Origin of the sequence: Shewanella sp. MMG014 (assembly GCF_018100775.1) — a bacterium.
GTDB lineage: Bacteria > Pseudomonadota > Gammaproteobacteria > Enterobacterales > Shewanellaceae > Shewanella > Shewanella japonica.
Window position 1 is genome coordinate 1 of record NZ_JAGJDZ010000010.1, and the last position, 22901, is coordinate 22901.

Sequence of the window (22901 nt, forward strand, 5' to 3'; positions counted from 1 at the left end):
TATCACTGGTACGAGCCAGGATATTCCAGCGGGCGGTACGGTCACTCTGGTTATTACTGATATTGCGGGCACTGCAATTACCATCACCGATGTGGCTGTTAATGCAGATGGCACTTACTCTGTTGATAATGTTGACCTCTCTACGCTTGTGGATGGCGACATCACAATTGTTGCGACCGCAACTGACAGCAACGGTAACGATTTATCGGCCAATGACACTGAAAACCTTGATGTCACTGACGGCTCTATCACTGTCGCCTTAACGGTTAATGATGGAACTGAAACAGCAAATATTTCTGGTAGCACTGTCGATGTAGCCCCTGGAAGCACTGTAACGCTGACTCTCACAGATATCACTGGCGCAGTGCAAGTAGTGACTGGTGTAACCGTTGATAATGACGGTAACTATACAATTTCAGGTGTCGATATCTCTGGTTTAGCAGATGGTGATATCACCGTCGATGCTTCTGCTGAAGATCGTAATGGCAATACTGTTAGTGCAGATGATACTGACGAATTAGATTCGACCGCACCAACATTAGACATCACTGTCGCAGACGCCACTCTTGAGTTTGGTGTTTCAACCCTGGTTACATTTACATTTAGTGAGGCAGTCACTAACTTTAACTTAGTTGATGATGTCGTTGTTTCGGGTGGTACACTTACTAATCTCGTTACAAATGATGGCGGTGAAACTTGGACAGCCACATTCACTCCAACTGATGGTTACAGCGGCCCTGCTAGTATCACAGTGAATGACGATACCTACACAGATTTATCAGGTAACTTAGGTTCCGGTGATAGTGAAAACCTCACCATTGCAGATAACACAGTTGATGCCGTTGATGATGCTGTTGGCACCATATTCACAACGTCAGCAGACTCAGCCAATAACTGGGTAAGCCCAGTAAATGCTGATGGAGAAGCCGACTTTACTATCAGCGCAAGAAATGCTGATGGCAGCGTTGGCGCAATCTCAGTCAATGCCGCTGATAACCACATAGGCGTTGCTGGCTCGCCACGATCTGCTGGTCAAATTTCAGGACAAATTGAATATGACTCTGAAACAGGCACATCTGAAGCCATAATCATTGATTTCAATGGTCTTGTTAATCAAGCAGAATTTAGTGTTTCACGTATGTTCGCTGATGAAAATAGTGGTGAACAAGGTACATGGTACGCTTACTATAATGGCCAATTAGTGGCTTCTGAAACCTTCACAACCTCAACCGGTACAACAGGTAGTTTTACCATCAATACCGGTAACCTGGTATTTGACCAATTAGTCTTTGAGGCAGCGCCAACAATTAGCGAAGCCAACGGCGGCGCAGCACTCGCAGACTCATCTGATTACTATTTAGATTCTGTTACTGTTACAGGCCCTGCATTAGTCGATGCGTACGTTGTGCAAGAAGATTCAACCTTGGTCATTAGCGATGTTTCTGAAGGGTTATTTGCTAATGATAGTGATGCGCAAAACCATGACTTTGACATCAGTCATGTAAACGGTAACGCATACGTCTACGGGCAAGAGATTACGCTAACTAGCGGTGCTAAACTCATTATTAATGCTGACGGGACATACACCTATGATGTTAATGGTGCATTCGACAGTCTAACTGCAGGTGAATTAGATACTGATACATTTACATATACGCTAACTGATGAATATGGCGCTGTCGACACCGCCACAGTTACCATCAACATTGTTGGTGTTAACTTAGTGCCAGAAACAGTTGCAGATCAATTAGCAGTACTTGAAGGTGAATCGCTATTATTTAGTGCATCAGATCTACTCATCAATGACACAGATCCTGAAGGTGACAGCTTATCAGTAACTCGATTTGCTCCTGGCAACTCTGACGTCGATAGCATTGATGCGACACAAGCAGGACAAAGCTTCACCACCACACTGGGTGGCACCATCACAATTAATAGCGATGGAAGCTATACGTATGAAGCACCACAAAACCTCGACCATACAAGTAGCGATACACTGGTTGATAGTTTCTATTACCAAGCTACCGATGGAACTGGTGCCTCCTCTTGGACCCAAGTATCAATTGATGTAAATGATACAGCTCCTGTAGCTGAAGATGATACAGACCATGTTGGCTTTGGTGGTTTAGCATTTGGTGATGTCATCACGGCAGCAGGAACCGATGGCTCCGGAATTGATAACCTTGGCGCTGATAGTGCACAGATAACAAGTGTGACGTTTGGTGACGTGACTTATAACGGTTTTGATGCTGATGGAAACCTGACTATCACCACAGATAAAGGTGTACTCACCATCAACCAAGATGGTAGTTATCAATACCAGTCAACCCAAACTGATACGATTATTGATAGCTTATCATTCAATGACTTGGTCAATAATAATGGGGTTTCATTATATGGCTTTGGCAGTGGAGCATCGTTTAATTTCGATAGCTTAGGAGTGCCTGGTAATAACGTCGGAGATAATGGTTCTAGAATTGGGGTCAGCAACTCTACCATTAGCAATGGCGAACAACTTGTTATTGACCTTGGCTCTGAAGCTCCTTTCAATGCGTTAGACATTAGCTTAACCAATGTCGGTAACTCTGAAAGCGTCATTTGGACCGTTTATGATGCAGATGGCAATCTAGTAGAGACAGGCACAACGAATAGTAATAGCCTTAATATCTCTACCAGCTCGCCATTCCAATATCTGGTACTTTCAGCAAATTCAGGTACAACATATGGCCTTAATGCAATCACAGCTTCTTCCATTGGTGATGGTGTGATTTCTAGTGAGGAGTTTACTTACCAGCTCACAGATATTGATGGTGATTCAAGTACAGCCATATTAACTGTAAACCAAGATTCAACCCCACTTGCTGAAAATAATGCCGCTATTGTATCTGAAGCAGGTTTGGCAGGCGGTACTGAAGAAGGAACCAATTCGCACATTGCAACCGGAAACTTACTTGATAATGACTCTGGTGTTAGTAGTAGCACAGTCATTACAAGTATTGAAGGTGTCGTACCTGTCAATGGCATTATCTCAATAACGACGGCAGATGGTGTATTAACCGTTTACACCGATGATAGCAACGGCTTTAGAGCAGGTGACTATCAGTATGAATTAACCTCTTCAAATGCAACCAGTAACGATGTTTTAGAGAACTTCAATTATGTCATCGAAAACGGTGTAGGTGACACGAGCAGTGCCACGTTAACGGTATCAATTACTGATGATAAGCCGATGGTGAATGATATTGAGCAGAACTTGCAAGCAAGTGCTGCACCTATCACAACAAACTTGACCTTAGTATTAGATGTATCAGGCAGTATGGACAACAGTGCAGGTAATGGTAAAACTTACCTAGAAACAGCAATTGAATCATTAACAGCACTTATCAATGAGGTCGACTCAACGGGTAATGTGAATGTTCAAATTGTTGCTTACTCAGATTCTGTTAGTAATTCTAGCTGGCTAATTGATGATATCGATAGCGCCATTAATTACTTAAATGCATTACAAGCTGGCGGTGGTACATATTACGATAGCGCCTTGAATGAAGTGATGTCGAATGTTGTCTTACCACCAGCAGACCAAAGCTTTGTTTACTTTATCTCTGACGGTGTACCTTCAAGTGGACACAATATTGATGGAACTTTACAGGGTAACTGGGAAAGCTACCTTGATACTTATTATGATATTTCATTCGGTATCGGTATTGGCAATGCAGATTTAGATGAAATCTACCCAATTTCTTACCCTCAAACGACTGAAATAACAGAAGAAGAGCATGCGATCAAAGTTAACGATGCTGACGATTTAACGAATACAATTCTTGATTATTTCGAGTCCAATGCCGTTAGCGGCAGTTTAGGTATTCTCGGTACTAGTTCTACGGGTGTATTAGTTGGTGCCGATGGCGGTTATGTTAACCAAATCGTTGTCGATAACACGACTTACTCGATTAATATGGCAGATCCGATCCAAGTTATCACCACTGCGCTTGGCGCGACATTCACCATTGATTTCTCAACTGGTGAATATAGTTACTTTATTGATTCGACAGAAAACATTCTTAATGAGCAAGAAAATATCGAAGTCACAATTATCGATAATGATGGTGACTCAGATACATTGAACCTAGCTATCAATATCGATTACTACGCTTCACTCGATGCCAATGTAAATAATGTCATTACTAACCAAGCTCAGGGCAGTAATATCACGATTGCAACTGAGTATTTAACCCATGGAGATGCAACACCAAGCGATGCTCAGGTAACAAGTGTCAACGGAACCAATGCTTCATTAGCAAACGACGCTGTCACTGTTACTGCCGCAAATGATGAAGATTCTTTTGAATATACTTTGACAGGCAATGGTGCCAGTGACACAGCTGAAGTGTCCATTGATTATCAAAATTCCAATGTCCTCACAGGTACAGCAGAAAACGATATTATCATTGCGACGTCGACTGCTGTTAATTCGGCATCGTCTTTGGTTAAAGCGACAGTGAAATCTGGAAATACCTATAACGCTTCCAACCAGTTCGGTTTTGAAGCTGCATTGCTCGCTGCAGGAATATCTATCACCCAAATAGAAATTAATCTCAGAGGTGGAGGAGATACCAATGCGATAGTAGACGTCAGTCAGTCTAATTTAGTAAAAGGAACTGACTCTGTTGGCATTAATGACAGTGATTCAAATATCTTTGCCAATATGACGCAAGATAGCGGAACACTGACCGCAGTATTTACGGCAGGAGACTTCACGAACGGAGATGAATTCTGGTTTGCGTTTGATACCGATAATTTAGGTAGTGACACTGGCGCAAGTTTAGTTGGCGCGACATTCACGATTACCTTAAGTGACGGAACCATCCAAACTGGTACGTATATTTCCGATGGAAATTCAGGAGCAACAGGCAGCTTGTACTTTGCTGACGCGATTCTTGAAGGCGGAGCCGGTGATGACGTACTCATTGGCGGTGAAGGTAACGATCTGCTTATCGGTGGTTTAGGTGATGATTTGCTTATCGGTGGCTTAGGTGATGATGTCTTAATTGGCGGTGAAGGAAGTAACACCTTCGCATGGAATGCCAATGACACCGGCAGTGACACAATCACTGACTTCGACACCAGTAAAGATAGCTTAGATTTACGCGATTTATTGGTGAATGAAGATCTATCTAACTTAGAAGACATGCTGAGCTTCAGTTACGACGGTAACAATACCACTATTGATGTCGACGTTAATCTAGATGGCACTGCTGATCAAAAAATCGTGCTAAACGGTGTCGATTTAACTGACATCTACGGTAGTTCAGCTAATGGCGAAATCATTAACGGACTGCTAGATGACGGCGCTTTAATCGTCGATACATCAGATAACGCACCCGCACAAAATGCTGCAGTAATCGATCCATTGGAAAATAACCTGGATGGTAATATTATTCCTTAAATACAACAATTTGTTGACGCTACGTAGTAATATGTTAGCGTCTGCACATTGTGCTTAACAAAACTATAATTACAAAGGATAAGTAATAAGTGCCAGCAACTGCGTCTGACCAACAAGAACAGTGGACGATTTCGGCTTCACAGCGAACAACTGTCGATCCCCTGCTTGATTGTCTTGTGTTAATGACTGAACATTTTGGTTCGCCTTGCTCAAGTGATTCACTTGCGGCAGGCTTACCATTGACTAGTGCTGTCATTACTCCAGAGTTACTGCCACAAGCCGCTTCTCGTGGCGGTTTATCTGCAAAATTGACCCGTAAAGATTTAAATCAAATCTCGGATATTTTGCTACCTTGTATTTTATTATTGAAAGATAAAAAAGCCTGTATTTTACGAAAAATTGATATTGATGCGGATCAAGTCACTATTCAATTGCCAGAAACAGGCGGACAAGAAACCCTCACAGTAGAAGAACTCGAAACCCTTTATGTGGGTTATTTATTTCTTGTGAAGCAGGAGTTTCGTGGAGATAACAGCTTTGATGTTCATATCCATGACAATAGCACTCACTGGCTAATTCAAAGTATTAAAGACTCTGCTCCCATTTATCGAGACGCATTAATCGCTTCAGTATTAGTCAACCTGTTTGCACTGGTATCTCCTCTATTTATCATGAATGTCTATGATAAAGTGGTGCCCAACCTAGCATTTGAGTCTTTATGGGTATTAGCGATTGGGGCAGGAATCGCCTATTTGTTTGATTTAATTCTACGTCAGCTTCGTAGTTATTTGATTGATATAGCTGGTAAAAAAGTTGACATTATTGTGTCTTCAAAGTTATTTGCCAAAGCCATTGGAATCCCACTATCAAAACGCTCTCCCAGTGTCGGCGGTATGGCTCGACAGCTCAGTGAATTCGATAGTATTCGTGAAATTTTAACCTCAGCAACCATTACCACATTGGTTGATTTACCTTTTGCACTCTTGTTCGTGACCATTATATATATTGTGGCGGGAGACCTAGCCGTCATTCCAGTAATAGGCGGTATTATCATTATTGGTTTTACGCTCTTTATTCAGCCCAAACTCAAAGCTGCTATTGAAGAAAGTAACCGTTTCTCAAGCCTCAAACATGGTCATTTAATTGAAAGTCTCACAGCTCTTGAATCGATTAAAGCCAATGGTGCTGAAGGGCTTGTTCAAAAAAGCTGGCAGCAGATGATAGGCCATACTGCTAACTGGCAATTAAAATCAAAAAAACTAACAAACTCAGTCAGTAATGTTGCTAATTTTATTGTACAGCTCACCGTGGTTTGCGTCGTTATATTAGGGGTTTACCGCGTCGCTGATAATGCAATTTCAATGGGTGGCATCATTGCAGCGGTGATGCTTTCAAGCAGAGCGATTTCACCCATGGCACAGTTAGCAGGTCTGATTACGCGAGGCAATCAAACTGCCAGCTCATTGCGACAACTTGATGAAGTAATGAATCAAGAAGAAGAATTTGAAAATAAAGGCCATCTCGTTAGCAAACAGCGCTTACAAGGTAAAATTGACGCAGATAATGTCGCATTTACTTTCCCAGAAGCTGAAAAACCGGTTTTACATCCACTTTCTGTGCATATTAAACCAGGTGAGAGAATTGCCATCATTGGCCGCAATGGTTCAGGTAAAAGTACCTTAGCAAAACTGCTGGTTGGTCTGTATAAACCAACACAGGGTAGCCTTCGATATGACGGATTAGATTCAGGTCAAATTCACCCAAGTGACTTACGCAGTAACTTTGGCTACTTACCGCAAGATGTCACCTTATTTCATGGTTCAATTAAAGACAATATCTTGTTTGGGACCCGTCAAGTCACCGAACATCAACTGATCCGAGCGGTGCAACTATCTGGGGTCAGTATGTTTACCAACCTTGAGTCAGAAGGCTTAGATCAACAAGTTGGTGAAGGTGGCTTATCGCTCAGTCGTGGCCAACGACAAACTGTGGCTCTTGCTCGAGCGACACTCAATGACCCACCCGTACTATTAATGGACGAACCTACTGCTAGCCTAGATGCACGAGCAGAAAAACAATTTATTCGTTCAATGGAACATGTCAGTAAAGACCGCACACTATTACTGATTACCCATAAAATGCATTTATTGCGTTTAGTGGATCGCATTATTGTCTTAGACAAAGGCCATGTAATAGCTGATGGGCCAAAAGACAGCATTTTAGAAAAGCTCAATAATGGATTACTTGCAGGAGGTCGTGCCTCATGAGTAATAAATTATCGAATCACGACTTAGAGATGGTTGATGATGTCTATGGCGCCATGATGACAGACTCCCCTCGTGGCCATAGTCTTATCATATGGTCACTGGCAGCCATGACCTTATGTTTCTTTATTTGGTCTTATTTTTCTGAGTTAGATCAAGTGACATCTGGAATGGGAAAAGTGATCCCCTCCTCTCAAATTCAACTTATTGATAGTCTCGATGGCGGTGTACTGCAAGAGATATATGTGCAAGAAGGTATGATCGTCACTAAAGGGCAACCACTAGTTAAAATTGATGATATTCGTTTTCGTTCAGACTTTGCCCAACAAGAACAAGAAGTGTATAGCTTACAAACCAATGTTATACGCATGCGCACTGAACTTAATAGCATCGTTATTTCTGATATGTCGTCTAACTGGCGAGAACAAGTCAAAATCACCAAACAACCTTTAGTGTTCTCTGATGAAATTATTGAACAAGAACCTGACTTAGTTAAAAACCAGCAAGCAGAATACTCAGGCCGTCTTGACAACCTTACCAATCAACTGGAAATTTTGGTGCGTCAAATACAACAGCGCCAACAAGAAACAGAAGAGCTGACGTCTAAAATCTCTACGCTAACTAAAAGTTACCAGCTTATTTCTCGTGAGCTTGAATTAACGAAACCATTAGCCCAAAAAGGGATTGTACCCGAAGTTGAGTTACTTAAACTCGAACGTACGGTCAACGACATCCAAGGTGAATTAAAAACAATGCGCTTATTGCGCCCTAAGCTAAAGGCATCGATGGATGAGGCAATTTTAAAACGACGTGAAGCTGTATTCGTTTATGCTGCTGATTTACGTGCCAGTTTAAACGAGATGCAAACTAAGCTTTCTCGTATGAACCAAGCCCAAATTGGTGCTTTTGACAAAATTAATAAAGCTGTGATTACTTCGCCGGTAAACGGAACCATTAAAACATTACATATCAATACTCTAGGTGGCGTAGTTCAACCCGGAGAAGAGATTATTGAAATCGTACCTTCAGAAGATCAGCTATTAATCGAAACTAAAATTACACCACAAGATATTGCATTTTTGCACCCAGGCTTACCCGCTGTCGTCAAAGTCACTGCTTATGATTTTACCCGTTACGGCGGCCTTAAAGGCACTGTTGAACATATCAGTGCAGACACCAGTCAAGATGAAGAAGGCAATAGCTTCTATACTATACGTGTCAGAACTGAAGAATCGAATTTAACAAAAAGCGATGGCACAAAGATGCCAATTATTCCCGGCATGCTCACATCAGTGGACGTCATTACCGGGCAAAGAACTATCCTTGAGTACATTTTGAACCCGATTTTACGGGCAAAAGAAACAGCACTTAGAGAGAATTAGCCAAAAAACCGGGAGGGTTTTTTACATGAAAATTAACATTAACCAATGCAGTAAATTAAGTATCTTCGCATTGGCAATGTCAGCAATTTTTGCAACGCCTTTGCTTAACGCACAATCGTTAGAGCAGGCTGTTGCACACACTCTGGATACCAATCCTGAGCTTCGTATTGCGTTTAACCGTTTTAAAGCACGCGAAGAACAAGTTAACCAAGCCATTGCTGGGTATATGCCAACTGTAGATTTAACAGGGGCCTATGGATGGGAACAAACTGACAGTCCTTCAACTCGTCGTAAAAGACAGCCAGGAAATGACAATCTGGATGAAGGCGTCATGGAACTTGAACGAGGTGAAGCTGGATTTAGTATCAAACAAATGCTGTTTGATGGTTTTTATACAAGTAGTGAAGTTGACCGTTTTTCTTTCGAAGCGAGTTCTGAGCAATGGGCGTTATTCGCCGCTGCAGAAGATATCGCACTCGAAGTTAGTAAAGTGTACATGAATTACATTAAAGCTGAGCAACTGTTGGTGCTTTCAGAGAAAAACTTAAATAGTCATAAAGAAATTTATGAGCAAATTAAGGAACGTACTGATTCAGGTTTAGGCTCGATTGCTGATTTATCGCAAATCTCTGGTCGACTGGCTCGTGCAAATGCCAACCTGATGTCAGCTAAAAACAACCTTTCTGATGCAAGAGCCCAATATATTCGCATCGTTGAAGTTGCACCTGAAAACCTAGTTGTTCCTGTGCCTGATATAGACTTACTCCCTGCTAACATCGCAGAGAGTGTCATCATGGCCCAAGACAACCACCCAATATTAAAATCGGCAAGTAGTGATATCAAAGCCGCCGATAGTGAGCGCAGTTCAGCACAATCTAATTACTATCCAAAATTCTCATTAGAATTAAACGGTAACTGGAATAATAACCTTGATGGTGAAGATGGTTATGGCACAGGAACCACACTTGACCCTTATGTGAATGGTTACAGTAATGATCTGGTTGGTATGGTTCGAGTGAAGTACAACTTATTCTCTGGCGGTAAAGATCTCGCACGAGAAAAGGAAGCCGCCTACAAAATTAACGAAGCGAAAGAAATCCGCCAACGTGCTCATCGTCAAGTCGTTGAAGGTGTACACCTTTCATGGAATGCTTATGAAATGTTAGCACCGCAAAAGCAATATATTCGTGATCATGTTATTGCCTCAAAAGATACTCAAGTTGCTTATGCTCAGCAATTTAACCTAGGTCAACGTAGCTTGTTAGATTTACTTGATACTGAAAACGAACTTTATCAAGCCCGTCAGGACTATCTACAAACAGAATATGATGAAACGATTGCAAAATATCGCTTATTGAATGCAACTGGACAGTTACTAGATTCATTACGTGTTACTCGACCAGATATTTGGCAAGGCGAACGTGATTACGAAGGAGGAGTAAAATAATGAAATACCTCATTTTACTACTCAGCATGACACTAACGGTGGGCTGTTCAATGCGTGATATCGTCACCGCAGACAGCCCAACTGAGCAGCAATTCGATTTAAACGATAACGATAAAGACGGCGTTATTGTGGCACGTGAGCGCTGTTTAGATACCGTCATTGGCGCAGGCATAGATAATTATGGCTGCCCAACAATTAGCGAAATCAACGAACGCCAAGAGTTAGAGATTTTATTTGAAAATGACTCAGATCATATCAACACACGCTTTTACCAACAAATAGAAGAAGTGGCTGACTTGATGAAGTTATACCCAAATACGGTTGTGACTATAGAGGGACATTGCAGTAAAACTGGAACATATGAGCACAATTTAACGCTTTCACAAGCGCGTGCTGATAATGTTGTGAATGTCTTAGTTGATACCTTCAATATCGATAGATCACGTTTAACGGCAATTGGCTACAGCTATGATCAGCCAATTGATTTAAGTGGTACGCCTGAAGCAAATGAAGCAAACAGACGTGTTATTGCTGAAGTTACAGGCGATGATCAAAGAACAGATATGAAGTGGCACATATACACGGTTGATCAATAAGCTTTTAATGTAAGGAACTGATTTTTGCCAAAGCAGGGTTATTCGCAATTACAAAGTGTTACGCGAGCTTGCCGTTACCCATTATTGGCATCTATTTTCATTGTGTCGGGGCTTTATGCATCTGCTCCGGCAACAATTGATGCACAGAAAACGATCAGTGCCTTATCAGATCAATACGGTGAACGCGCCGGAAAGCGTGCTAAAGCTTGGTTTAAAATCGTCAATGACGCGCAAAACCTTGACGATATAGCCAAGCTTGAAAAAGTGAATAGCTTTTTTAATTTATTTAAATTTGTCGATGATAATAAAGTCTGGGGGGAGTCGAATTATTGGGCCTCCCCTATGGAATTTATCGGCGTCAATGCAGGCGACTGTGAAGACTTTTCCATCGCCAAATATTTTACGCTCCTTCAGGTCGGTATTGCTGAAGATAAGTTACGCATTACTATGGTTAAAGCAACATCTGTAAACCAATACCATATGGTCTTAGCTTATTATGAAACCCCTGGGGCAATCCCATTGGTACTAGATAATTTAGATCCAGTGATTAAGCCTGCTACCAAAAGAAATGATTTGCTGCCTGTTTACAGCTTCAATGGTAAGCAACTATGGCTTAATAAAGAGAAAGGACGAGGTGTGCTTGCGGGCTCTTCCTCGCGTCTTGAAAAATGGAATGATTTAAAATTAAGGTTGGGCATAGACCGGTTACGGCAGCCCAAACAAAAAATGGAGTAGTGGCCAAGATGACCCTTTTTCGTCAAATCTATGCGTTACTGTTTGGTTTATTTTTATTGGTTATAACCAGTCTAGGTTATGTTCAATTTACAGAAACCCAAAGCTTTCTCGTTAAGCAAATGGATTCAGATCTCAACAATGCCAGTCACTCGCTTGGTATTATGCTGGTGCCTGCTTTAGAAAGTGGCGATGACGTTGCGGCTGAAACTTTAGTGAATGTCATTTTTGAAGGCGGTTATTATCAGCAAATCAAATTGACTTGGCTGGTTGACGGTAAACAACAAGTTTGGAATAACGCCATTCGTATCGAAGGCGTGCCTCAATGGTTTATCGACTTAGATTTGTTTACGACCATCACTAAAGAAAGTGTTATCACTTCTGGCTGGTTACAACTCGCTAAAATTGAAATTACCGCCCATCCAGGCTTTGGTTACCATGAACTTTGGCGCATTATTTCTAATACAATTATCATTTTTTCAATTCTATTTTTACTTGCCATCGTTTGCGCACGTTTTGGCTTAAGCTACATTCTCAAGCCATTACACGCACTATCAGAACATGCTAAAAAGATCGCAAACCGTCAGTTTGGCCCTGATATGCCAGCGCCAAAAACTAAAGAACTACAAGAGTTAGTCGGCGCATTTAATAGTATGTCTGCACAGCTAAAACAAGTCTTTAGCTCATTAGATGAAGAAGTATCAGCCCTACGTAAAAAGAATTTAGTCGACCAAGTATCTGGCTTACCGAATCGACAATACATGGTCAGTCGAATAAATGGCTGGTTAGGTGAACCGAGTAGTGGCGCAATATTTTTAGCTAAGTTTGATTGGCTAGAAGAAGTACACAGTAAGTATGGCTATCAAGTTCGTGATGAAACCATCAAGTTATTATCACAAAAACTTGAGCATCATTTAAACGAGGTATCCCCATCCGTCATTGCCCGAATTGCTGCGTATGAATTCGCTTTTCTAGTCACGGATGTAGAACACGATCAACTCACTAAGTACTTACAGACCTTACTAAGAACCTTGAATAAAGAAATTTCTAAAGCAGGCTGTAAGCCTAATGAAGGTTTCGCAATTGGTGTGGCTGAACGTACAGGGCACATGACGGTCAGTGATATTTTGGCTCAGGCTGATAATGCGCTGCAAAAATCATTAAAAGACAACAAGGTATTCCATTGGTTTGAGACCAATGAGCATCAACTATTTAGCCGCGAACAATGGCGAGATAACCTCACTGATGCCATTAAAAACAAAAAATTCCAATTTAGATGGCAGCCCGTTTTACTAACTGAAAACGAAGAAGTCTGTCAGCGTGAGGTATATTGTCAGTTGATGGTTAACGATAAACTTCAACATGCCGGTCAATTTATGCCTTATGTGGAGTTACTGTCTTTAGGTACCTTAATGGATCAATGCCTCATTGAAACCGTGATTGATAACCGCCTGCTTGAGCGAAACTATGAGCCGTTAGCGATTAACCTCACATTCCAGAGTATCAGTGACCCGCATTTCCATTCATGGCTACAAGGTTTACTGCGTAATACCGCATTCCCTGAAAGGATCTGCTTTGAAATCCCTGAGGCCAGTGTGTATAGCGACTTAGATAATTGCGAAAACCTGTGTAACATTATCAGAGATAATGGCGCCAAGTTTGGTATTGACCATTTTGGTCGCCAGTTTGGCTCAATGAGCTACTTACAAAGCCTACGTCCAAGCTATGTAAAACTCGATCAATCTTTTGCCTACATGGAAGATGACCAACATAATACTGAGCTATGTCGCGCCTTAGCAAATGTCGCCAAAGGCTTAGATATCCAAGTTATCGTGACAGGTATACAACAGCAAGAGCAGCTCGAGCGATTTACTTCAATGCGCTTAGATGCATATCAAGGGTTTATTGCTCCGCCTATCGCAATTACCTTTTAAGCTGTTTACTGCTATTAAAGTCACTCACTGAGTGGCTTTTTTATGACTTTAGCCAGCATGAGATTTAAGCTGACTGAATATCAGACACAAAAAAGCCACTCAAAGAGTGGCTTTTTTGTTTATTTGGTCGGTGATAGAGGATTCGAACCTCTGACCCTCTGCTCCCAAAGCAGATGCGCTACCGGGCTGCGCTAATCACCGGAAATCGTATTGATATGTTGAGTCTAACAAGGCAAGCCTTAGCTCCACTCTAATAGAGTGAGTGATACGTAATCAATAAACGCTAATCACTAAGTTGTAAATTAATACGGTAGGCCAATTTGAAAGGATCAAAAATAAATCACTAATTGGAATACAAAAATTTGGTCGGTGATAGAGGATTCGAACCTCTGACCCTCTGCTCCCAAAGCAGATGCGCTACCGGGCTGCGCTAATCACCGAGATATTCTATAAATAGAATGTAGATTGAATGGGGTGACTGATGGGGCTCGAACCCACGACAACCGGAATCACAATCCGGGGCTCTACCAACTGAGCTACAATCACCACTGATTTCAATCTTGCTAACAAACGACCTTACCGAATGGTGCGCCCAGAAGGATTCGAACCTTCGGCCTTACCCTCCGGAGGGGTACGCTCTATCCAGCTGAGCTATGGGCGCTCGTCTTGGTTAGCGACGCACATAATAGGGATAAATCACCTTCACGTCCACCTTTGTTTAAAACTTTTTTGTTCGTTTGCTCAAGTTTTGAGTAAATTGTGAGGTTTTTAAGCAATTTTCAAAATAAACGACTAATACTTAGCTGCTAAAAAGAGATATTTTCATATTTCAGCCTAAAGGACTAACTAATAGTTCCCTTTGTTGCTCAAGCTTCATATACTCAAGTGTGGGTAGTTAGCATAAAAGGATTGAAGGAGTCATATGGAAAAGGGAGCCTTCCCTAATCACTCTAATAATATCGAACATCTACAAAGAAGGGTGTCGAGGCTTAGACGTTTAGCGACAAAATATAAGCGCGCAGAAATCATTCAAAATGCGCTATTAGAAATTTCCAATATTGCTACCCAAGCGATCTCACTTGACGCTTTCTATAAAGGTGTCCACAGTCATCTGCAAAGCTTAATCCATGCCGATAACTTTTTCATTGCCTCTTTTGATAATCAAACTGGCACCATATCCTTACCTTTTTTTGCTGATGAGAAAGATCCCCACCCTTCAGAGCTATATCCAGATGAAGAAATATCATCATTATTAGAGCGTGGCATTACAGGTTATGTGCTAAAAACCGGTGAACCACTTTTTTGTAATGAGCGACGTTTTAATGAATTGGTCGAAGAAGGAAAAATTGATGGCTTAGGTTCACCTTGCCTTCAATGGCTCGGCGTTCCCATCAAACACAATAACCATGTCTCAGGAGTATTGGTCGTTCAAAGCTACAGCGACGATATTATCTACGGTGAACTCGAACTCGAATTAATGGGCTTTATTTGCCACCATATTTCAGGTGTTATGGAGCGACTGCGTCACAATGAAGAGCTTGAAATAGCAATTATTGAACGCACTAAAGAACTCAGCGAAGCGTATGACAAAGTAAAACTTGAAGTTACTGAGCGTGTTAAAGCAGAGAAACTGCAAAAGTCATTATTTCAAATCGCTGATTTATCCGCATCTGATGTGACTCAAGCCGAATTTTACCCACAAATCCATCAAGTCATCAGCCAATTACTGCCTGCTGACAACTGTTTTATTGCATTAGTGCACAAGCCATCACAAACCTTATCTTTTCCTTTTTATGTCTCGCAGATGAACGCCGAAGCGCCTAAACCAAGGGCGTTAAAGGATGGCTTAACAGAGTATATTTTAAAGCACCAGCAACCACTATTGTTAAATCAGCAAGACATTAAAAGGATGATTACTGCGGGTGAGATTTATGGCAGTAATCCCGATTTAAACCACACTCAAACAATGAAGCAATGGATTGGTATTCCGTTATTCATTCACGGGGAAATTGCCGGCGGATTAACGATTTACAGTTTGACCGACAAAAACTCCTTTGCCACTAAAGATTTAGAGCTACTCACCTTTGTCTCGCAGCATATTGCCAATGCAATTGAGCGTAAACTTGCCGCTGAGCAGTTAAAGCGAAGCTATGAGCAACTTGAGGATAAGGTCGAAAAACGCACCAAAGCGATTGCTGAGATCAATGACAACTTACAACGTCAAATCATGCAGCGTAAAAAAATCGAAGCTCAATTGGTTTACGATGCTAAACATGACAATTTAACCGGTTTACCTAACCGTAGCTTTTTCATGGAGCGGCTATCACAAGCCATTAAGCATGTTCGACGTCATCAAAACGAGCAGTTTTCTCTGTTATTTATTGATTTAGATGGCTTCAAGCAAATCAATGACACCTTAGGTCACCTTGAAGGTGATCGCTTTTTGATTGAAACATCAACTCGGCTAAAAATGTGTATTCGAGACAATGACACTTTAGCTCGCTTGGGCGGTGATGAATTTGTCATTTTACTCGACTCCATCCACCAGCACCAAGATGCCGAAGATGTATGTGAGCGCATCTTGCAAGCTATTGCAGAGCCATACACATTAGCTCAACAGCAAGTGATTTCTGGTGCCAGTATTGGCGTGGCTTACAGTTCTGTTAACACTTCAGATAACAGTGAGTCAGTATTGCGTAATGCCGATACTGCAATGTATCAAGCAAAGTCAAAAGGCAAAGGCTGTTATGTTGTTTTTGACCAGAAAACCGAATACAGCTTCAATCAACGTATCGCGCTGGAGCAAGACTTTTTACACGCCCTAGAGCGCAATGAAATCATAGTAGAGCTAACGCCCATCGTCACTTTCGATCAAAGCCATATTTTAGCCTATGAGCCAGTTAGCTACTGGCACCATCCTAATGAAGGGAAGATTGATAACCATCAGTTAAAAGCGCTTGCCGAGCAAACGCAAAGCATGATGATGTTAGACGATTATATTTTTCAATATATTGATCAACACTACCAAGCTTTAGCAAATGGATTAGGCGACAACATTCACTTTCATATTCCACTATCAAGTCAGCACATTAAGCATAAGTACGGCCTTCGCAGCTTAAAGAACACCATTAAGCGCAGTCGTATCTGTGCCACAAAGCTATGGGTATTCTTTCATGAGAAGTCATTTGTGCAAGACAGCACTAACCATATCAGTGCCTTTGAGTCTTTAACCGAAATGGGTGTCAATATTGGAATAAATGGTTATGGAACAGGTTATAGTTCACTGAGTAGCTTAAGCTTTTTACCGATTAAAGCGTTAAAACTCGATGCCGATGTTAGCCAACACTTACTCAATGAAAAACAACTGCAACTGGCTAAAGCCTATCAGCTTATCGCTCAAACATTGGGGTTTGATATGTATGCAGAAGGTATAAATACTTCAGAGCAGAAGCAAAGTTTATCAAAACTGGGCTATAGCCAAGGGCAAGGTAACGTTTTTTCTATCGTTAATATTGTCCTAACAGATCATAATGACGTTAAAGAAGCCGTAAGCTAACCTCGCACTCAACCTTGGCATTACCGTTTACTTTTTAAACATATCTCTTAGGTTAGCAATATTCGCTTTAGCAGATTGCACCTTCTCTTGTTCAGTTTGTTTAGGCTTGCGGTTTTCCCAAATCAAATCGTCTTGAGGTAACTCCATTAAGAAGCGACTCGGCTCACAACGCATAGTCTCACCAAACTGACGACGTTCACGGCACATAGTAAACCACAACTCTTTTTGCGCACGTGTAATTCCGACATAGGCGAGACGACGTTCTTCATCGACATTATCTTCATCAATACTCGATTGATGAGGCAAAATTCGTTCTTCAGTACCTACCATAAAGACATAGGGATATTCCAATCCCTTTGAGGCGTGTAACGTCATCAACTGAACTTGGTCACCGCCTTCATCTTCTTGGTTTCGTTCCATCATGTCTCGCAACGTAAGACGTGTTACCACCTCAGGTAGCGTCATCGGTTCATCAAGCTCATCACCTTCCAGCATTTCCGTCACCCAACGATAAAGCTCAGAAATATTCTTCATCCGCATTTCTGCAGCTTTGGCGCTGGTACTGGTTTCGTACAAGTAATCTTCGTAATTAATTTTACGAATTAACTGCTTGATCGCATCTACCGGCTCACCACGTGTTGCTATCTCTCCAGTATCGACAATAAACTTTCCGAATTGATACAAAGATGACATCGCCGCTGGCGCTAAATGGTGATTCAGCTCAGCTTGAAAAATCGCTTCAAACATCGAAATATGTTTTTGGTTCGCATAGTTGCCTAAGCGCTCTAAGGTAGCTGGGCCGATTCCACGCTTAGGTAAGTTCACTACACGTAAAAACGCATTATCATCATCTGGATTAACGACCAGACGCAAATATGCCATGATATCTTTAATTTCAGCTCGAGCGAAAAATGATGTGCCACCAGACAATTTATAAGGGATACGGTTGGTCATCAATGCCCGTTCGAGTAAACGAGACTGGTGATTTCCTCGATATAATATGGCGTAATCACCAAATTTAGTTTTGCCGACAAACTTATGACGAACAATTTCAGCAACGACTCGCTCAGCTTCTTGCTCTTCATTCGCGGCAAACAACACACGCAGTGGCTCACCATAAGCAAGTTCACTGAACAGCGTTTTATCGTAAACATGGGGATTGTTAGCAATGAGAATGTTGGCAGCTCTTAAAATCCGCTGACTTGAGCGGTAATTTTGCTCCAACTTAATCAGTTTAAGTTTAGGGAAATCTTTACCCAGTAAGACTAAGTTCTGCGGTTTTGCTCCCCGCCATGAATAGATGGATTGATCATCATCCCCTACCACGGTAAAGCGAGCACGTTCACCCACTAACAGCTTCACTAGCTCATATTGACTGGTATTTGTGTCTTGATATTCATCGACTAGCAAGTATTGAATACGGGTTTGCCAGCGTGTTCTGACTTCTTCGTTATGACGCAATAAAAGCGTTGGCAATAAAATCAAATCATCAAAATCAAGCGCATTATAGGCTTTCATATGTTGGGCATAACGTTGATAAAGCTTGGCAAACAATTGTGTTTGCTCATCTCCACCTCGTTTAATTGCCACATCAGGCACGACTAAGTCGCCTTTCCAATTTGAAATCGCACCGGCTAGCGCTTTAATTAAATCTTTGTCTTCTTCAAGTTCATCTTCAGTTAACTCTTTTAATAGCGCAAAGGTATCTTGATCATCAAATAATGAAAAACCGGCCTTTAGTCCAACCACTTTATGTTCACGCTTAATGATCTCAAGACCTAGTGTATGGAACGTTGAGATCCATAATCCTCTGGCTTCTTTGCGTCCCATGGACTGAGCCACACGCTCTTTCATCTCTCGTGCCGCTTTATTAGTAAAAGTCACCGCGGCAATATTGCGTGCTTTATAGCCGCACTTTTCAACTAAGTATGCAATTTTGTTAATAATTACCCGAGTTTTACCACTGCCTGCACCCGCTAATACTAAACAAGGTCCAGAAACATAGTGAACGGCATCATTTTGCCCAGGATTTAACTTCATGCTGACGACTTTACCAATAACCAAAATAAACGGAGTGCGATCATACCAGAAAGCCACGATCGACAATCAATAAATTTAAACGTCTACTGCGATCAAAAAGCCAATGACGATCGTATCACTCCACTAAGGTGAACCCACCCACAGGCTTAATCGATAACTTTGGACATGGCCGGTTGCTGAGGTACAATTACCCCATAGACTAGAAACCTAATTTAATATGGAATTGATGATGATTAATCCAAAAAAACTTGAAGAAGTGGCTAAGCAGTTAAGTGAAAACCTTCCTAGCGGCGTTAAGCAATTCGCTGGCGAATTTGAAGAGCGTTCTAAGCAGGTGCTTCAAAGCCAACTGATGAAGTTAGACGTGGTTTCTCGAGAAGAATTTGAAGTACAACAGCACGTGTTATTAAAAACTCGTGAAAAGCTCGAAGCACTGCAAGCACAAGTCGACGAATTAGAAAAAAAATTGTCTGCTGACGCTTAATACATAATGATCTAACAAAAATGGCATCCTTTGGGATGCCATTTTTTTAACCTTAATTTATCTCAACTGATTGTATTAAGATTAGTTAAGCACTTCATCTAGCGCGCGTAGACATAAGGCTACGTTTTCACGTCGAGCCCCAAAACCCATCAAACCGATACGCCATGCTTTACCAGCTAATGCACCGAGTCCAGCACCAATCTCTAAATTATAAGTATTGAGTAACTGCTGACGCACTGCGGCATCATCCACCCCTTCAGGAATATAAACCGCATTTAATTGCGGTAAACGGCACGCTTCATCCACGACGAAAGTCAGCCCTAACTGCTCAAGTCCATCACGTAATATTTGATGCATATCCTGATGACGTTTCCACGCATTTTCCAAGCCTTCATTAGCCAGTAAACGCAGTGATTCATGTAATGCATATAAGGCATTCACTGGTGCAGTATGATGATAACTGCGTTTAGCGCCGGTATCTTTATTACCCCAATAACCCATCACTAAGGTTTGATCTAAAAACCAGCTTTGGACAGGGGTCTTGCGACTTTTAATCTTTTCTACTGCTTTGGCTGAAAATGACACTGGAGAAATACCTGGAACACATGAAAGACATTTCTGACTGCCCGAATAAATCGCATCAATGCCCCATTCATCCACACGCAGCTCCACCCCACCTAGCGATGTCACTGCGTCAACAATGGAAATACAATCATGTTGTTGAGCCAAGGCACATAGGCTTTTGGCATCTGATAAAGCACCGGTTGAGGTTTCAGCATGAACAAAAGCTAAAAACTTAGCGTCAGGATTTGCATTTAACGCAGCTTCTACTGCTGAAACAGATACAGGTTCGCCCCATTCATTATCAACGACAACCGCTGTAGCACCTACACGCTCAACATTTTGGCGCATGCGCTCACCGAACACACCATTACGGCAAACAATGACTTTTTCACCCGGCTCGACTAAATTAACAAAACACGTTTCCATTCCCGCACTCCCAGGGGCAGAAACAGCTAAAGTCATTTCATTATTGGTTTGAAAAGCATATTGAATTAAGGATTTCAGCTCATCCATCATTGCAACAAACAATGGATCTAAGTGGCCTATTGTTGGCCTAGCTTGGGCGGCTAACACTTCAGGATACACATCCGAAGGGCCTGGTCCCATAAGGGTACGGCGAGGTGGCATAAAGGCGTTTATGCCAGATACAGAATTAGTGGGTACAGATAACATCAAAGTCTCCTTGGCTCGAGGTCAGTTGTAATAGCTCAATGAAACCTACATTTTTTATTTTACTTAACGCCACCGAATATCATTTCGTTTGTGGCTTTCTCGCCTCTTTGGGCAGAAATGACAATAACACAGACTATGTATTGAATCTGTATCCTATTGAAATTTATTAGCTTGAAATCGCCTTTTTATCTAAAAGGCTCCCTATGTAGGGAGCCTTTATTCGCGATTTAACTTAGTGACCGGAATTTAAAAACAATTGATAAGCAGGACTATCGGTTTCCTCTTGATACACAAAACCGAGCTCTGTTAAAAAACGAGCAAACGCTGCTTCATCAGACTCTGGAACTTCAAAGCCTGCTAACACACGCCCAAAAGCGGCACCGTGGTTACGATAATGAAATAAACTGATATTCCATTGGCTTTGCAAAGTTGTCAAAAACTTCAGTAACGCGCCAGGATGTTCGGGAAACTCGAAACTAAATAGACGTTCATCTAAAGGCTCTGGCGGTCTGCCCCCGACCATATAACGGACATGCAGTTTAGCCGTTTCATCTTCCGATAAATCTTGCACCTGAAAATCTTCAGCTTCAAGGTTAGCAATTATCTCATCTAACTCTGCTTGACCTTGGCTTATACGAATGCCAGCAAATACCACCGCACTATCACGACTGCTAAAGCGATAATTAAACTCGGTCATTGCACGTTTATTTAAAATTTGGCAAAAACGTAAAAAGCTCCCTGGTTTCTCAGGCACTTTAACCGCTAATACCGCCTCTTTTTGCTCGCCTAATTCACAGCGCTCAGACACATACCGAAGACTATGAAAATTCACATTCGCCCCACTTAAAATTGCGGCGACGCGCTCACCTTTACCAGCCTCTTTAGGATGTTGTTGCAAGTATTTCTTTAATCCTGCAATAGACAATGCCCCAGCGGGCTCTGAAATTGCACGGGTATCTTCAAAAATATCTTTAACTGCGGCGCAGATTTCATCAGAGGTGACAGTAACCACATCATCAACATAATGTTTTGCAATTCTAAATGGCTCTTCACCGATACGTTTAACTGCAACGCCATCTGCAAATAGTCCAACTTGAGATAGAGACACTGGCTCGCCTGCATCTAACGCCGCTTTTAAGCAAGCGGCATCTTCTGGCTCAACACCAATAATCTTAACTTGTGGCATCACAGCTTTATAATAAGCAGCGATGCCAGCAATCAGTCCACCACCACCGACAGGAACAAACACGGTATCGATATCACGTTGCTGTTGTAGCATTTCTTGTGCAACAGTGCCTTGACCTGCAATGACATGTTCATCATCAAATGGGGCAATGTAAGTGCGCATTTCACGCTCAGCAAGTTGCTTTGCATGTTCGTTTGCTTGATCAAACCCTTCACCAAACAACACCACATTGCCACCAAGGCGCTTTACCGCATCAATTTTAATATCAGGCGTGGTGCCAGGCATAACAATCACGGCATCAATACCACGGCTTGCCGCCGACATCGCCACACCTTGCGCATGATTACCAGCTGACGCACAAACCACCCCATTCTTACATTGCTCAGGAGTCAGTTGCGCCATACAGTTATACGCGCCACGTAGTTTAAAAGAGTGTACCGGCTGCATGTCTTCACGCTTTAAGTACACCTGACACCCCAATCTGGCTGACAGTTTATTTAAGCTCGATAACGGCGTTACTTTGGCCACATCATAAACTGATGATAACAGCGTTTTTTGCAAATATTCTTGTGCTAAAGACATAGGCCTCATTCCATCA

The 22901-nt window shown here is 41.9% G+C and carries 12 protein-coding genes and 4 tRNA genes; 9 read left to right on the forward strand and 7 right to left on the reverse strand.

The window, feature by feature from the left end:
* From J8L86_RS15550 to J8L86_RS15580, 7 genes are all read left to right on the forward strand, one after another.
* Nucleotides 1-5446 (forward strand): Ig-like domain-containing protein (locus J8L86_RS15550; RefSeq protein ID WP_211030972.1); only part of this gene is annotated, 5446 nt, incomplete at its 5' end.
* An 89-nt stretch (nt 5447-5535) separates the two neighbouring features.
* Entirely contained in the window at nt 5536-7713 is a 2178-nt protein-coding gene (locus J8L86_RS15555; RefSeq protein ID WP_055026136.1) for a type I secretion system permease/ATPase, read from the forward strand.
* Nucleotides 7710-9092: an HlyD family type I secretion periplasmic adaptor subunit gene (locus J8L86_RS15560; RefSeq protein ID WP_211030973.1), complete on the forward strand. Its 1383-nt coding sequence runs from the start codon at nt 7710-7712 to the stop codon at nt 9090-9092. Before J8L86_RS15555 ends, J8L86_RS15560 begins: the two co-directional genes overlap by 4 nt.
* Before the next feature lie 25 nt (nt 9093-9117).
* Nucleotides 9118-10539, forward strand: coding sequence for a TolC family outer membrane protein (locus J8L86_RS15565; RefSeq protein WP_065108842.1), 1422 nt, complete (start codon nt 9118-9120; stop codon nt 10537-10539).
* Nucleotides 10539-11135 carry an OmpA family protein gene (locus J8L86_RS15570; RefSeq protein WP_055026139.1) on the forward strand — a complete coding sequence of 199 codons (597 nt, stop codon included), beginning with the start codon at nt 10539-10541 and terminating at the stop codon, nt 11133-11135. The genes J8L86_RS15565 and J8L86_RS15570 overlap by 1 nt, the downstream gene beginning before the upstream one ends.
* Nucleotides 11136-11159: 24 nt before the next feature.
* Nucleotides 11160-11870, forward strand: coding sequence for a transglutaminase-like cysteine peptidase (locus J8L86_RS15575; protein ID WP_065108843.1), 711 nt, complete (start codon nt 11160-11162; stop codon nt 11868-11870).
* A gap of 8 nt (nt 11871-11878) precedes the next feature.
* Complete coding sequence (locus tag J8L86_RS15580; protein WP_065108844.1) at nt 11879-13801, forward strand: EAL domain-containing protein; 1923 nt, start codon at nt 11879-11881, stop codon at nt 13799-13801.
* 124 nt (nt 13802-13925) lie between these two features.
* Here the strand turns inward: J8L86_RS15580 and J8L86_RS15585 are convergent.
* The 4 genes from J8L86_RS15585 to J8L86_RS15600 form a co-directional block, all read right to left on the reverse strand.
* Nucleotides 13926-14002: transfer RNA gene (locus J8L86_RS15585), tRNA-Pro, on the reverse strand.
* A 162-nt stretch (nt 14003-14164) separates the two neighbouring features.
* Nucleotides 14165-14241, reverse strand: a tRNA-Pro gene (locus tag J8L86_RS15590).
* 30 nt (nt 14242-14271) lie between these two features.
* Nucleotides 14272-14347: transfer RNA gene (locus tag J8L86_RS15595), tRNA-His, on the reverse strand.
* A 38-nt stretch (nt 14348-14385) separates the two neighbouring features.
* Nucleotides 14386-14462 (reverse strand) — tRNA-Arg (locus tag J8L86_RS15600).
* Nucleotides 14463-14723: 261 nt separating this feature from the next.
* Here J8L86_RS15600 and J8L86_RS15605 point away from each other — a divergent pair.
* Entirely contained in the window at nt 14724-17357 is a 2634-nt protein-coding gene (locus J8L86_RS15605; protein ID WP_065108845.1) for a diguanylate cyclase, read from the forward strand.
* A 27-nt stretch (nt 17358-17384) separates the two neighbouring features.
* Here J8L86_RS15605 and rep read toward each other — a convergent pair whose 3' ends face one another.
* On the reverse strand, nt 17385-19397 hold the full coding sequence (gene rep, locus J8L86_RS15610) for a DNA helicase Rep (RefSeq protein ID WP_055026165.1): 2013 nt from the start codon (nt 19395-19397) through the stop codon (nt 17385-17387).
* 229 nt (nt 19398-19626) lie between these two features.
* On the opposite strand from rep, the gene J8L86_RS15615 reads away from it, so the two are divergent.
* Nucleotides 19627-19881, forward strand: coding sequence for an accessory factor UbiK family protein (locus J8L86_RS15615; RefSeq protein WP_055026143.1), 255 nt, complete (start codon nt 19627-19629; stop codon nt 19879-19881).
* A gap of 81 nt (nt 19882-19962) precedes the next feature.
* On the opposite strand, the gene J8L86_RS15620 is transcribed toward J8L86_RS15615, so the two are convergent.
* Both J8L86_RS15620 and ilvA read right to left on the reverse strand, forming a co-directional pair.
* Nucleotides 19963-21117, reverse strand: coding sequence for an alanine--glyoxylate aminotransferase family protein (locus J8L86_RS15620; protein ID WP_211030974.1), 1155 nt, complete (start codon nt 21115-21117; stop codon nt 19963-19965).
* A gap of 232 nt (nt 21118-21349) precedes the next feature.
* Nucleotides 21350-22885, reverse strand: a complete 1536-nt coding sequence (gene ilvA / locus J8L86_RS15625; protein WP_247663458.1) for a threonine ammonia-lyase, biosynthetic — start codon at nt 22883-22885, stop codon at nt 21350-21352.
* Between the last annotated feature and the right edge of the window lie 16 nt (nt 22886-22901).